Here is a 14126-nt window from a genome sequence, read left to right as displayed (position 1 = left end):
CTGGCTGAAAAAGGTCAGCCCCTCCCTCCCTCTTAAAGCTCGGAAATATAGCCGACATCGTCGGACGTGGGATTCCCGGCCGCCGCGCGTGCCAGCTCATCACAACGTTCATTCTCAACGTGGCCCGCATGACCTTTAACCCACTTCCAGGTGATCTCATGGTGGCTGAGGGCCGCATCCAGCCGTTTCCACAGGTCGACATTCTTAACCGGCTTCTTATCGGTGGTTTTCCAGCCGCGTTTTTTCCAGTTATGTATCCAGGTGGTAATTCCCTGACGAACATACTGACTGTCGGTACTCAGCACCACCGCACAAGGCTGTGTCAGCGCTTCCAGTGCCACAATCGCCGCCATCATTTCCATGCGGTTGTTGGTGGTCAGGTGGAAACCTGCGCTGTACGTTTTCTCATGCTTGCCATAGCGCATAATCGCGCCATATCCCCCGGGGCCAGGGTTGCCAAGGCACGAACCGTCGGTGAAAATTTCTACCTGCTTAAGCATCTCTGGTAGACTCCCTGTAGAAAAACGCCAAGTCTGCCATAAATGCGCCTGATGAGCACCGTAAATACCGTTCACCCGCTCCACGAAAGGCCCTTTCGTCTTCAACGGGGTGTGGCCTGTATACAAAATATCTGCAGGACCGTGAAATGGGATTAACGATAAAAGCAGGGCCTGCTCCAATTGTGCTCTGAATCACAAATTTGAATATTGATTACGGTTTCTATTGGGAACAAAGCGCCAAAAAAACTACGGTGTCACACCGTGTTACAGGGTTAATTGCTGTTTCTTTCGCCATTGATAAAGAGATTGATGAATGTTTACCAACAAGACGATATCCACTTTAAACGCGTTGGAGAATAAAGTTTATAATTTTGTAATTAAAAATTTGAATACTGTTGTGTACATGACAATCAGAGAGCTTGCAAACAGTTCTCAGGTGTCGACGGCAACGGTATTGCGTTTTTGCAAGAAGATAAACTTCAATGGATATTCTGAATTCAAAGCCTATCTGAGAATGTATCTGGAGCAGGATAAAAAAATACTGTTGCCACATGGTGCCGATGAAATACTTAGCTTCTTTAAAAGTATTAATAATAATGACTTCGATGAATTAATTATCAGTGCAGCAGAACATATTGTCGCGGCTGAGCGTGTGATCTTCGTTGGTGCAGGCAGCTCAGGTACACTGGGTAAGTATGGGGCACGCTTCTTCTCTAACATTGGCAAGTTCAGCAACCATATTGATGATCCCTACTATCCTGTCAGCACCGATATGTACAAAAATGCGGTGGCTATCGTGCTATCAGTTTCGGGTGAAACCCCTGAAATTATTAAATTAGCCAAACAGTTTCTCATTCATCAATGCAAAATTGTCAGCATAACCAGTAATAACAAATCCACTCTTGCCTTAATGGCTGACTTTAATGTTTCCTATCATGTATCCAGAGTGTTAATCGCGAATGAATATGACATTACGACGCAGGTTCCAGTGATTTATATCCTTGAATCTATTGGTCGTCAGTTGGCTAATAAAATGACGCCGGAAATGTCACAGGGTGTTTCTTTCTTGTGACAAATGACGAGCCTGTGTTTTTGTTATAACGTGACTTTAACAGTGTCTTTTTTTACCATTAATTTCTAAATATTTAAGCGCGAACGACTTAAATTAAACTAATGGCAACGGAAGACACGTGATGGCAATTAACTATGCTGAATCGGCGAAAGAGATCGTCGTTCTGATTGGTGGTGATGATAATGTGATCAGTGTCACGCATTGTGCCACGAGATTACGATTCGTCCTTAAAGATTATTCTCAGGTAGATAAAGACACCTTAAAGCGCGTTAAGGGCGTGATTACCGCCGTTGAATCCAGCGGTCAATTGCAGGTCGTCATCGGCAATCACGTGGGAGATGCCTATCGCGAAGTACAGCACCTGCTGAATATCGACGAAAGCGTGGCGGTCAGTGCACCCAATGTCGGTGTCGTCAATCGCTTGATGGATATTATCTCCAGCATCTTCGCCCCCTTCCTCTATCCACTGGCGGCATGTGGCGTATTACAGGGGCTGATTTCATTGTTCGCTGCACTGGGGTGGATGGACCCTGCCAGCGGCACTTACCGCATTCTTAACTTTGTTTCCTGGACTGGTTTTACTTTCCTGCCCGTGATGGTGGCTTTCACCGCGGCGAAAAAATTCAATGTAAATCCTTTCACGGCAGTCATTGCCGCCTGTGCCCTGGTTTCACCTGACTACATCAACATGCTGACGGCCAATAAGATCCTGCTGGCGAACTCTGCCGATCCTGCGTTGCAGGCATTGATGAAAGCGGCGGTCGATAACCCGGAAATTGCCAAAGTACTGGTCGAGGTAGCAGGTATTCCGCTGACCGCTGATCCCCTCACCTTCCTCGGTTTGCCGGTGCAGTATCTCAGCTATACCTCCTCGGTGATCCCTATCATCCTGATGGTATGGATCATGTCTTATGTGCAGCGCTTCTTTGAACGCGTGCTGCCCATCGTCATCCGCAATATGTTCACCCCAATGTTCTGCCTCGCCATTATGGTGCCCTTAACGCTGCTGGCGTTCGGACCTGTCGGCAACATGATAGGCGGTGCAATCGGTGGTGTTTACAACTCGCTGTACCATCTCAGCCCGTCCATTGCTGGTTTTGTTGTCGGTGCTGTCTGGATGCCACTGGTCACCCTGGGGGTTCACTGGGGCATTACCCCGGTCACGGTAGGCAACTACGCCACGCTGGGCTACGACACCTTTACCGGATTACAGGCTTCAGCCGTGTTTGGCATGGCCGGCGCCGTTTTTGGTGTCTATCTGAAAGCCAAAGACGATGAACTGAAACGCGTTGCGCTCTCTGCCGGGATCACCGCTCTGTTTGGTATTACGGAACCGGCTATCTATGGCGTGGCACTGCGTCTCAAGCGCCCGATGATTTGTGGATGTCTGGCCGGGGCTATCGGTGGCGCCATCGCCGGGGCATTCAATGCAGTGTCATGGAGCTACTGCATACCGGGTATTGCGGTCTTACCGGTGTTCTTTAAAGAAGGGCATATGACGCAATTTCTCGGCTTCCTGCTGTCTGTGAGCGTGGCCTTTGTATTGGGCGTGGTGTTCGCCTGGCTGGGTGGATTTAAAGAAGAGATCCCGACAGAAAAACGTGTGATGGCTAATGTCAACGCTGTCTGAATGACTGAAAAAGAAGTGAATGATGAACAATAAATTACCAAAAGAGTTTATGTGGGGTGGTGCGGTTGCCGCACACCAGGTCGAGGGCGGATGGGACAAGGGGGGCAAAGGCCCGAGTATTGTTGATGTCCTGACCAGCGGAGCACATGGTGTGGATCGTGTGATTACAGACGGTATCAAGGAGGGCCTTCTGTACGCCAATCACGACGCGGTGGATTTCTATCATCAGTATCCTGGCGACATCGCATTGTTTGCTGATATGGGGTTCAAGTGTTTCCGCACTTCAATTGCCTGGTCACGCATTTTCCCTCTCGGTGATGAACTGGAGCCGAACGAAGAAGGGCTGCGTTTTTATGACGCGCTGTTCGATGCGCTGCTTAAACAGGGTATTCAGCCCGTCATTACGCTCTCACATTTCGAGATGCCCAATCATCTGGTCACGGAATATGGCGGCTGGAAAAACCGCAAAGTGGTGGATTTGTTTGTCAGATTCAGTGCGGCAGTCTTGAAGCGTTACCAGCATAAAGTGAAATACTGGATGACGTTCAATGAGATTAACAATCAGCGTAACTGGAAAACCCCGTTGTTTGGCTACTGCTGTTCCGGGGTGATCTTCACCCAGGAGCCGAACCCGGAAGCATGCATGTACCAGGTGCTGCACCACCAGTTCGTTGCCAGTGCGCAGGTGGTGAAACTCGGGCATGAGATTAACCCGGAGTTACAGATTGGCTGCATGATCGCCATGGTGCCGTTGTATCCCTTCTCCTGCCATCCCGACGATGTGATGTATGCTCAGGAAGCCATGAGGGAGCGCTTCCTGTTCGGTGATGTACATATGCGCGGCTATTATCCGTCGTACATCCTGAAAGAGTGGCAGCGTAAAGGGTATGACATTGTGATGGCGCCGGGTGACGCACAAATCCTGCGTGAAGGTTGCGCCGATTATATTGGCCTGAGTTATTACATGAGCAATGCCGTCAGCAGCGAACAGGCCGGCAGCGGTTCTGCCCTGTCAGGGTTTGAAGGCAGTGTGCCTAATCCGCATGTCAAAGCCTCAGACTGGGGATGGCAAATCGATCCGGTGGGTTTGCGTTATGTGCTCAATATTCTGTATGAGCGTTATCAGAAACCGCTGTTTATTGTCGAGAACGGCTTTGGTGCGGTGGATGTAAAAGAGGAAAGCGGCGAGGTCAATGATGACTATCGTATCGCCTATCTCCGTTCTCACATTGAGCAAATGAAAAAAGCTGTTCTTGAGGATGGCGTTGACGTTATGGGGTACACCCCCTGGGGCTGCATTGACTGTGTCTCCTTCACCACCGGGCAATACAGCAAACGCTACGGCTTTATCTATGTTGATAAAAATGATGACGGCAGCGGCACCTTTGTTCGGTCGAAAAAGAAAAGTTTTCACTGGTATAAAAAGGTGATTGCCAGCAACGGCGATACGCTCTGAGCCATATTAAACGATGACATCATACGCGACAGGGAGGTCGCTCAATAATAAAGGTTGGAAGATGAAAAAAAGAACCTCTCTGTCCCTTACTCTGTTTATAAGCCTCAGTATTACCACGTATCACGCACAGGCAGATTTATCCGTCATACAAAACAGTTTGCTGACCGAACTGCAACAAAAGCCCTTGCTGGTTGAGGATTTAAGTCATCCGGCATTTAGCTGGGCACTGTCAGGCAGTGGTCGGAGTGAAAAGCAAACGGCTTACCGCATTATCGTGGCCACCAGTGACGCGGTGATTAACCCTGCGGGTCGTTTGACCAGAGAAAAAAACGTTGTCTGGGATTCCGGAAAAATACCCTCTGCGCAATCTTCGGCGGTGCCATATAGCGGGCCGCAACTCAGCCGTGCTACCCGCTATTACTGGTCAGTACAGGTGTGGGATCGGCAAGGACAGGCATCGGCGTTTGCTCCTCTCTCTCGCTTTGATACCGCATTGAAAGCGGGCTGGCAGGCAAAACCCATTTGGTCTGAAGCGCAGCCCAACTGGGCCTTCTTCCGACACAGTTTTCGGGCAAAAAATAAACCCATCAGCCGCGCGATCCTTTATGCGACAGGCCAGACGCCCGAAGATACCCGACAGTATGTCTATAAGGTGAATGTGAATGGTACGTTTGCCGGGTTGGGGCCTGTCAGAGGCTACAACAACCAACATTTCTATAACGCCTTTGATGTCACGGCACTGCTGCGTCAAGGGCAAGACAACGCGCTGGGGGCACTGGCGTTTACCTACGGTAAAAAGAAAAGCTTTATGGCGGAACTGCGCATCCATTATCAGGATGGAGAGGTGCAGACGATTGCTACTGATGAGCGTTGGAAAGTGCTGGATGGCACAGCGGCATTCCCTTATGCAGGCGATGTTCATGCTCAGGAGGCGGTATCCTGGGTGGGTTTCCGCTATCCCCATGAAAATATCGTCGCTAAAAATTATCCAGCCGGTTTCGACGTCACGGGTTTTGACGACAGGACCTGGTCAGCACCGCGTGTACAGTCACCGATTGATAATCTGACGGGTTACCCGGCAGAGAATCTGACACAGATAGAGGTGAAGCCGCGTAAGGTGACATCACTGGGTAAAGGCCACTTCCTGCTGGATTATGGAACGACGGTCGTCGGTGGTATGACGCTGACCCTGGATAACCGACAGTCGATCGCTAACGACGTCACGATCAAAACGGGGGAGATACTGGCCGCCGATGGCGCCGTAAAATGGCAGACTGCCGCGTTAATTAACAACCTCGATAAATGGCAGCTAAAACCCGGCAAACAGACGCTTGAACATTTTGGTTTCCGCGTCTTCCGCTATGCGGAAATTTCTGGATTGCCGGATGCACTGACTGCCAGTCAGTTGGGTGAAATGCTAACAACGCAGGCGTTACGTTATCCGTTCGATGACGGTGCGGCCACATTCAGCTCATCGAATAAGACTTTGAATGATATCTGGGCGTTCTCAAAAGCGTCAATCAAGGTACTGAATCACGATCTCTACGTTGATTCTCCTAACCGTGAACGTGCGCCTTACGAAGCGGATACTTACATCCAGCAGTTGAGCAATTACCAACTCGACAAGGGTTACCCGCTGGCGCGCTTTTCCACGGAATGGTTGATCGACCACTCGACCTGGCCGATGGAATGGAAGGTCTACAACATCCTCAATGCCTGGAATGATTACCTGTACACCGGCGATGATCGTCTGATCCGCACGTATTATTCGCAGCTCAAAGGTAAAATTCCGGCGAAGCTGACCGCAGGTTTTGATGATAAAACCGGGCGGGTGACAGCGAATTATGGCGATGGGGCGCCGGGACCGGATCATGACATCGTGGACTGGCCTGCCTCATTACGTGCCGGTTATCAGTTCTCCAATACTCACAATGTGACCAATGCGTTCTTTTCTAAAGGAACGCAGACGCTGGCGGACATCGCCGGGGCATTAGGTGAACGTCAGGACCAGCAGCATTATCGCCAGCTGGCGGATGCCTCAGCCCGTGGCTTCCGTTCGGGCTTTTATGACGCCGGGGCTCAGGCCTTTAAAGACAATATTGGCGGTAAACATCATCTCTCCAGCCAGGCGAATGCATTTGGTGTGGCGTTCGGTCTTGCGACGCCTGAAGAGGCCCGCCATGCGGCGACATTCCTGGCAGATAAAAAGATGCTGGAAGGCAGTGTATATAGCGCGCTGTTTGCTCTGAGTGCGATGGCAGAAAACGGCCAGGGAATGGAAGCTATCAATCAGATAACGGGCCTGAACAGTGATGGAACGCTCCGTCAAAATAGCCATAACTGGCGGCACATGATGGAACAGGGATCAGGCTCTACCATGGAAGCCTGGAATGAGTCTGACGACCTTACCGTCAGCCACTCTCATCCGTGGGGGACGGCACCAGTCATTGTCGCTTCTCAGGGGGTTTTTGGCGTAAAACCCCTCAAACCCGCGTATGAGCAGTTTCAGATCAAACCGATATTGCAAGGCCTGACAAAGGCCGACATCACCGTTCCGACTATCCGTGGAGAGATTAGCGCTTCGTTTGAGGTGAACAATCAGATCTGGCATTTGAATGTCGTGATTCCCGCGAATACGGAAGCCTTTATTTATATTCCAGCCCGCCATATCGATGACATTAAAGAAAGCGGTGTGGGATTAAATACGGTGAAGGATATTCAGTTTATTTCTGAGGGCAGTGGTTACGTTAAAGTGTTAGCAGGATCCGGGCACTATGCGTTTGTCTCGAATGGAAACTAAGCACGTTATTTTTTATTTATAAATAACACCCTCTGTTGATAATAAGCATCATTCCGGCAAAGCCGGAGGGGTGCTTATTATCTGAAAAAAATAATAGATAGAGATAATAATGAACACATTTAAAAAACTACCCTTAACGGTGGCGGTCATTGCCGCGCTGTGCCCGTTTTCTGCTCTTGCGGAGCAAATGATTAGCCAGCAGCAGTTAGATAAGATTGTCGCTCAGGCGGTGGAAAAAGCGCTGGCAGAGCGTGAAGCAAGAGTGAGTGCCGCAACGCAGCCAACGCTAACGCCAGCGGCTGCCCCTGCTGCTGCAACATCCGCTGCGCCAGAAGCTCTCCCTGTTGCCGTCACACCCTCCGCCGATATGGCCATCCCTTACGGACTGAAGTTTTCCGCGTATGCCCGCTATGGTGCCCATTTCCAGGGCGGTGACCAAAAATATATCGCGGTGGATGGTTCCTATAATGGTTCGTCGGGTATTGGTCGCCTGGGGAACGAAGGCTACGGCGGGGAGTATCAGCTGTCTAAAACCTTTAAAGCGGAAAATGGCGCCATCTGGGATGCCAACGTGATGATCGATCACTGGAGCGACGAGCTTAATTTAAAGAAAGCCTACGTTGGCGTTACCAACCTGTTTGAATCGCAGCCCGATGCGTATCTCTGGGCCGGACGTGATTTCCATCAACGTCCACAGCAGGAGCTGAATGACTACATGTGGATGAGCCATGACGGGCAGGGGGCGGGGATTAAGAATCTCGATCTCAACGGCGTGCTGTTTGATCTGGCCGCCGTGGGGGCGGTGGAGTCCTGTGACGCACGGGTGGTAGAAGATGGCGATAATCCTTCGCGAATTTCCTGTACGGGTGGGGCCGGCACGGGTGAAAAAGGCAATTATGCGCTGACGTCAAAAATCCATGGCATCACAGTCGGTCCGGTTGATGTGGCGCTGTACGCCAACTACGGGCTTGACTCAAAAGCGGTAGAAAGCGATGAACGTACCAAAGCGTGGCAGGGGGCCGTAGTACTCAGCCACACGACCGATCGCTCAATGAACCAGTTCATCACGCGCTATTCAGACAACGCAGATAATAGCGTTTATAACAAAACGGACGCGCTGCGCTCGATTTATACCAGCTTTGATGGGGTCTACACCGTTAACCCTCAGACCACCGTCAGGTATCTGTTGGCCTTCCAGGACTATCGTAACAGCGAACTGAGTGAGGATAACCGCAGAAACTACGCCGCGATAATCCGCCCAATGTATTTCTGGAACGAAGTACATTCGACCTGGCTTGAAGGCGGCTATCAGCGCGTTAACTACGAAGAAGGGGGAAGCAACAAAGGGTGGAAGATGACGCTTTCGCAAAATATCTCTTTTGCTATGGGGCCAGACTTCAGACCAATGCTGCGTTTCTATGTCACCGGGGGGGAAGTGGATAACCAGCATACGGCGCGCACCACGGACACTGAGGACACTCGCCTTGATTCCTTCAACGTCGGCGCGATGTGGGAAGCGTGGTTCTGATTCGACCCATCATCGTCTGATCAGCCAGCGGTGTTGTGATGCCGCTGGTTCGTTGCTCTGAGCAGTGAAGCATGACTTGAGCACATGGCAGATGCTATTCTGTGTGGCGTATCCCCCTTTCAACACGCCGCAGCATCCTTGAGCCAGGCACGCATTCAATTATAGTGAGTAACGAATAGTGAGTTTTCAAAGTACTAATGACAGGATCATCGTTCTCGATACCGAAACCACCGGTATGAACATGATTGGTGTCCACTATGAAGGGCATCGCATTATTGAAATTGGTGCCGTTGAGGTGATTAACCGCCGCCCGACGGGCAATAACTTCCATGTGTATCTCAAGCCCGATCGGCTGGTGGACCCGGAAGCCTTTGGCGTACACGGTATTGCAGACGAATTCCTGCTGGATAAACCCACCTTCGCTCAGGTGGCAGATGACTTCCTGGCGTATATTGATGGCGCAGAGCTGGTGATCCATAACGCGTCGTTCGATATCGGCTTTATGGACTATGAGTTTGCCAAACTGCAGCGTGGCATTGCCAAAACCGAAACCTTCTGTCAGATCACCGACAGCCTGGCGATGGCGCGTAAGATGTTCCCCGGCAAGCGTAACAGCCTTGATGCGCTGTGTTCACGCTATGAGATAGACAACAGCAAACGTACGCTGCACGGCGCACTGCTTGACTCCGAAATACTGGCCGAAGTCTTCCTGATCATGACCGGCGGGCAGACCTCGCTGACCTTCTCAATGGAAGGGGATCGTGAAGAACAGGATGATGGCGAAACCATTCACCGCATTACCCGGCCATCCTCGGGGCTGCGCGTGGTGCGTGCCAGCGAGCAAGAGCGGATCGCGCATGAGGCGCGTCTTGATCTGGTGCAGAAAAAGGGCGGCAGTTGTTTATGGCGCCCGATCGATGCCAGTGATGTATAAGTGATTAAAAAGCAGGCGAAAACGCACTTTCGGTGAAAAAGAGAGCAGTTGAGATAATTCCACAGAAAAAGCGTTGACGCAGCGCAGGCCGCCCCGTAATATGCGCCTCGTTCCCGACGGGGAACATCGGTGGAGCGGTAGTTCAGTTGGTTAGAATACCTGCCTGTCACGCAGGGGGTCGCGGGTTCGAGCCCCGTCCGTTCCGCCAAGCATTTAGAGAAAGGCCGATTCGAAAGAATCGGCCTTTTTCGTTTTACGACGATGATGCCCTTCCTGAATATCTCACCCATCCTGTCTGCTTATCCTTTCGATCGTTATCGTGCTGCCGCGCGGTGAATCACCTTATATCGTAAAATATCTATAGATAATGACCGGGAGTCGATGTATCACTTTCCATCCCTCTGATATAAGAAAAAAGATGAAGATTAAACCGTTCAAGGAGGAGCGATGATAAAGCCGATATTTCTCTTCACCGTACTACTGATCGTTACACTCGCATCCGGATTACAAGCGGCCCCCGTTTATGCCGATAAACCTACTGCTGAAGCATCGGATCTCATGAAGCAATATGTCATATCGTCGGTGGCGGAGCGTGCTGAGGTTCTGCACAGACTGGAAGTGCTCTCTACCAAAAACCCTGATAATGTTAACGTAAGACGGATGTATGCCAACCTGCTAGTCTCTGACAGAAAATATGATAGTGCCATCTCACAATATGAAATGCTGAATAAAAAAAATCCGCGCCCGGTGCTCTTACTACCGGAATGTATGTTGAAAGAAAGGGTGGGTAAGAAAGACAAAGGGTGTTACCAGTCTGTCATTGCGATCGCTGAAGAGAAAAACATCCTGGATAGTGATTATCTTACCGCGCTGTATTTTGCGGACGATCAACGTTTCTTGGCAGAGAAAGAGAAACTTATTAACGCTAATAAAATGACAAAGGCTGAACTTGCTGTTTTTTCATTAAGCCATGAGCGCATTCTGTATACCCTGTATCCGTAACTGCGGGCAGGCTTACGGTACAACAAGAAAGCCCAGGGACCAGAAAATCTCTGGCCCCTGGTCATATCACTCTTTCTGCATCGCGACTTTCGCGTTATAGCCTTGTGTTGCGGCATTCTCCACATCGCCACGGGCGATCCAGCGATAGCTGCCTGCGCCCAGTGCCACCCCGATAAACCAGCTAAAGTTTGCCACCGCATGCAGCGAAGGAATAAAGCTGATCACCAGGCCAATGGCTACCGATGGCAGCAGCGCCACAATCGCTTTCGGGTTAAAACCACCGCGATACCAGTATTTACCTTTTGGCGTGGCATCAAACAGATCATCAACGGAGATCTGGCTGCGTTTGATCAGATAGAAATCGGCCAGCAGGATGCCGAACAGTGGCCCGATAAACGCGCCCAGCACATCCAGCGTATAGTGGATCAGCTCCGGTGACTGGAACAGATTCCACGGCGTCAGCAGCACGGAACCGACCGCTGCGATCATCCCGCCGGTGCGGAAGCTGATCTTCTGTGGCGAACAGTTGGAGAAATCGAAAGCCGGAGAAACAAAGTTGGCCACGATGTTGATGCCTATGGTGGCGGTAATCATTGTCAGCAGACCAATCGCCACTGCCAGATCGTTACCGACCATACTCACTGTCTCAATCGGGTCGGTGATCATTCGGCCAAACAGCGACTGTGTACCCGAAACAATCACTACGGTGACCAGCGAGAACAGCAGGAAGTTAAACGGCAGGCCCCAGCGGTTTCCCCGGCGGATTTCACCCATACTTTTACCGTAGCGAGAGAAATCACCGAAGTTCAGCAGCGGGCCAGAGAAGTACGACACCACCAGCGCGGTAGCCGTCAGCATCTGCCATGCCTGCTCGCCGCCCGTCAGCGTCTTGCTTGCCAGGGTGAAGGAGATACCGTCAAACCCGGTTTTGTATACAATCCATCCTGCCAGCGCCACCATCACCACGTACACCGCCGGGCCAGCCACATCAATGAAACGCTTAATCGCGCTCATTCCGTGCCAGAACACCATCGCCTGCAACAGCCACATAATACCGAAGCAGATCCAGCCGAGCTGCGATAATCCCAGCCAGGAGGCGTGCGTCAGTGACGACAGCGCAGGCCAGAACTTCAGCGAGACCAGCATCAGTGCATTCGCTGCAAGGTACGTCTGAATGCCGTACCAGGCAAAGGCGATTAACCCGCGGATCACCGCCGGGATATTGGCACCAAATACGCCGAATGCCTGACGACAGATCACCGCATAGGGTACGCCCGCCATCTGGCTGGGTTTCGCCACCAGGTTAGCACAGACCTGCACAATACAGATGCCGACCAGCAGACACAGCAGCACCTGCCAGCTGGCGAGGCCCAGCGTGAAGAAGCTCGCGGCTACCACATAGCCACCCATGCTGTGTACATCGGACATCCAGAAAGAAAAGATATTGTACCAACTCCAGTTCTGGTCACGCGTTGGCGCCAGATCCTCATTGCACAGCCGTGGGCTGTAGTTGACGGTGGCGTCTGACGCCGCTGCCGGGGAAGAACCATGACTATTTGGCATGAAACCTGCTCCTGTGAATACAGTTATCAATAAACCGGGTTACAGGAGACATTGCAGGATCCAGGCCAGAATGTAATTTCATGTATACAAAAGTCAGTTTTCATGTGTACGATTCTTGACGGAAATGATGTTTACCGGAGTAGGGAATGAAGAGTGAAACCGGGCTGAAAACGGCCTCCGACCTGAGTGACAAGGATGAGCCTATCTATCAGGCGCTGATGACGGCAATCGTGGAACATCAGTTACCACCGGGGAGTAAATTACCGGAGGAGGCACTCTCCGAGGTGTTCGGCGTCAGCCGTACCGGCATTCGTAAAGTGCTGCAACGCCTCGCCGCAGTGCAAATGATCACGCTGACGCCCAAACGTGGTGCGCAGGTCGCCACGCCAACCGTTGAGGAGGCGCAGGATATCTTCCGTACTCGCAGCCTGATTGAGTGCGCGAACCTGTCTGAGGTATTAATGCACTGCCAGGCCCCTCATCTTGCTGCCCTGGAGAAACTCAATCTCCAGGAGCAGCAGGCCCACGAAAATCACGATGGTGCAGCGGCGATCCGCCTCTCAGCGGCATTCCATATTCAGTTACAGGCGATTTCGGGCAACCAGGTGCTGACCGAAATCGTGACGCGGCTGACCCAGCGCTCCTCGCTGGTGGTTGCGGCATATGGTGCGCCCTGGCAGCAGGGCTGCCGCTGTGACGATCACGATCGGCTGGTGGTGCTGTTGCGGGAAAAATCACTGACCCAGTTGACTGACGCACTACGGCAACATTTCGATCATATCGTCGCCAGTCTGCGCTTTGAACGCAGCGGCGAAACGCTGCCGGACTTTTCCCGGTTGTTTGCGTCAAAAGGAGCATGATGATGAGTAGCAAACAGGTCATTCAGGTGATCAACCCCAACACCAGCCTGGCAATGACGGAAACCATCGGTGCAGCGGCACGTGCGGTGGCGGCAGGGAATACCGAGATCCTGGCGGTGTGCCCGACGCAGGGCGTGCCGTCGATTGAAGGGCATTTTGATGAGGCTATCGCTGCCATTGGCGTGCTGGAGCAGATCAAAATCGGCCGTGAGCAGGGCGTCTGTGGCCATGTGATTGCCTGTTTCGGCGATCCGGGATTACTGGCCGCACGCGAGATGGCGCAGGGACCGGTAGTCGGGATTGCCGAAGCCGCGATGCATATGGCAACCCTGGTGGCCACACGATTTTCCATCGTCACCACGCTGCCGCGAACCCTGATTATTGCCCGCCATCTGCTTCAGCAATATGGCTTTGAGCATCACTGTGCAGCCCTGCACGCCATCGACCTGCCGGTGCTGGCACTGGAAGATGGCAGCGGGCTGGCGCAGGAGAAAGTGCGCCAGCGTTGTATACAATCCATCCGCGAAGATGGCTGCGGTGCCATCGTGCTCGGCTGCGGTGGTATGGCCGATCTGGCGCAATCGCTGACACGTGAACTGGGCGTACCGGTGATCGATGGCGTGACGGCTGCCGTGAAAATGGTGGAGTCGCTGGTAGCATTAGGTCTGAACACCAGTAAGCACGGCGATCTTGACTACCCGATACGAAAAAACCTGTCGGGCCAGTTTGAGCGCCTAAACTGAACAGTCGGGTCCCATTTCTTTTTGCGACGTTAAGGACT

General features: G+C 51.8%; 11 protein-coding genes and 1 tRNA gene. 10 read left to right on the top strand and 2 right to left on the bottom strand.

Features of this window, described 5'->3' with window-relative positions; translation table 11 throughout:
• Window positions 1-32: 32 nt before the first annotated feature.
• Window positions 33-500 (bottom strand): ribonuclease HI, encoded by a 468-nt coding sequence (gene rnhA / locus HHI26_RS06770; protein ID WP_133846189.1) that lies wholly within the window; start codon window positions 498-500, stop codon window positions 33-35.
• A gap of 313 nt (window positions 501-813) precedes the next feature.
• On the opposite strand from rnhA, the gene HHI26_RS06765 reads away from it, so the two are divergent.
• From HHI26_RS06765 to HHI26_RS06730, 8 genes are all read left to right on the top strand, one after another.
• A complete protein-coding gene (locus tag HHI26_RS06765) occupies window positions 814-1572 on the top strand; it encodes a MurR/RpiR family transcriptional regulator (protein WP_133846190.1) in 759 nt (252 codons plus the stop codon).
• 121 nt (window positions 1573-1693) lie between these two features.
• Window positions 1694-3202, top strand: a complete 1509-nt coding sequence (locus tag HHI26_RS06760) for a PTS transporter subunit EIIC (protein ID WP_133846191.1) — start codon at window positions 1694-1696, stop codon at window positions 3200-3202.
• 19 nt (window positions 3203-3221) lie between these two features.
• A complete protein-coding gene (locus HHI26_RS06755) occupies window positions 3222-4658 on the top strand; it encodes a 6-phospho-beta-glucosidase (RefSeq protein ID WP_133846192.1) in 1437 nt (478 codons plus the stop codon).
• 61 nt (window positions 4659-4719) lie between these two features.
• A complete protein-coding gene (locus HHI26_RS06750; RefSeq protein WP_167864035.1) occupies window positions 4720-7458 on the top strand; it encodes a family 78 glycoside hydrolase catalytic domain in 2739 nt (912 codons plus the stop codon).
• 109 nt (window positions 7459-7567) lie between these two features.
• Window positions 7568-8986 carry a carbohydrate porin gene (locus HHI26_RS06745; protein WP_133846194.1) on the top strand — a complete coding sequence of 473 codons (1419 nt, stop codon included), beginning with the start codon at window positions 7568-7570 and terminating at the stop codon, window positions 8984-8986.
• 178 nt (window positions 8987-9164) lie between these two features.
• On the top strand, window positions 9165-9920 hold the full coding sequence (gene dnaQ, locus HHI26_RS06740; protein ID WP_259150958.1) for a DNA polymerase III subunit epsilon: 756 nt from the start codon (window positions 9165-9167) through the stop codon (window positions 9918-9920).
• Window positions 9921-10051: 131 nt separating this feature from the next.
• Window positions 10052-10128, top strand: a tRNA-Asp gene (locus HHI26_RS06735).
• A 239-nt stretch (window positions 10129-10367) separates the two neighbouring features.
• Window positions 10368-10922, top strand: coding sequence for a hypothetical protein (locus HHI26_RS06730; RefSeq protein ID WP_133846195.1), 555 nt, complete (start codon window positions 10368-10370; stop codon window positions 10920-10922).
• Window positions 10923-10988: 66 nt separating this feature from the next.
• On the opposite strand, the gene HHI26_RS06725 is transcribed toward HHI26_RS06730, so the two are convergent.
• Window positions 10989-12485 (bottom strand): NCS1 family nucleobase:cation symporter-1, encoded by a 1497-nt coding sequence (locus tag HHI26_RS06725; protein WP_133846196.1) that lies wholly within the window; start codon window positions 12483-12485, stop codon window positions 10989-10991.
• Window positions 12486-12631: 146 nt separating this feature from the next.
• Here HHI26_RS06725 and HHI26_RS06720 point away from each other — a divergent pair, with 146 nt between their 5' ends.
• Window positions 12632-13345, top strand: coding sequence for a GntR family transcriptional regulator (locus HHI26_RS06720; protein WP_133846197.1), 714 nt, complete (start codon window positions 12632-12634; stop codon window positions 13343-13345).
• 2 nt (window positions 13346-13347) lie between these two features.
• Window positions 13348-14088, top strand: a complete 741-nt coding sequence (hpxA, locus tag HHI26_RS06715) for an allantoin racemase (protein WP_133846198.1) — start codon at window positions 13348-13350, stop codon at window positions 14086-14088.
• Window positions 14089-14126: the final 38 nt, after the last annotated feature.

This window comes from Erwinia sp. JH02, from assembly GCF_013074405.1.
Lineage (GTDB): Bacteria > Pseudomonadota > Gammaproteobacteria > Enterobacterales > Enterobacteriaceae > Erwinia > Erwinia rhapontici.
Note: the sequence above shows the minus strand (reverse complement) of the source record. Positions and strands in the feature narration are given on the sequence as shown.

Bases quoted from the DNA above. Each gene is read 5' to 3' on its own strand.
- rnhA (WP_133846189.1), bottom strand. From the start codon at position 500: ATGCTTAAGCAGGTAGAAATTTTCACCGACGGTTCGTGCCTTGGCAAC.
- HHI26_RS06765 (WP_133846190.1), top strand. From the start codon at position 814: ATGTTTACCAACAAGACGATATCCACTTTAAACGCGTTGGAGAATAAA.
- HHI26_RS06760 (WP_133846191.1), top strand. From the start codon at position 1,694: ATGGCAATTAACTATGCTGAATCGGCGAAAGAGATCGTCGTTCTGATT.
- HHI26_RS06755 (WP_133846192.1), top strand. From the start codon at position 3,222: ATGATGAACAATAAATTACCAAAAGAGTTTATGTGGGGTGGTGCGGTT.
- HHI26_RS06750 (WP_167864035.1), top strand. From the start codon at position 4,720: ATGAAAAAAAGAACCTCTCTGTCCCTTACTCTGTTTATAAGCCTCAGT.
- HHI26_RS06745 (WP_133846194.1), top strand. From the start codon at position 7,568: ATGAACACATTTAAAAAACTACCCTTAACGGTGGCGGTCATTGCCGCG.
- HHI26_RS06730 (WP_133846195.1), top strand. From the start codon at position 10,368: ATGATAAAGCCGATATTTCTCTTCACCGTACTACTGATCGTTACACTC.
- HHI26_RS06725 (WP_133846196.1), bottom strand. From the start codon at position 12,485: ATGCCAAATAGTCATGGTTCTTCCCCGGCAGCGGCGTCAGACGCCACC.
- HHI26_RS06720 (WP_133846197.1), top strand. From the start codon at position 12,632: ATGAAGAGTGAAACCGGGCTGAAAACGGCCTCCGACCTGAGTGACAAG.
- hpxA (WP_133846198.1), top strand. From the start codon at position 13,348: ATGAGTAGCAAACAGGTCATTCAGGTGATCAACCCCAACACCAGCCTG.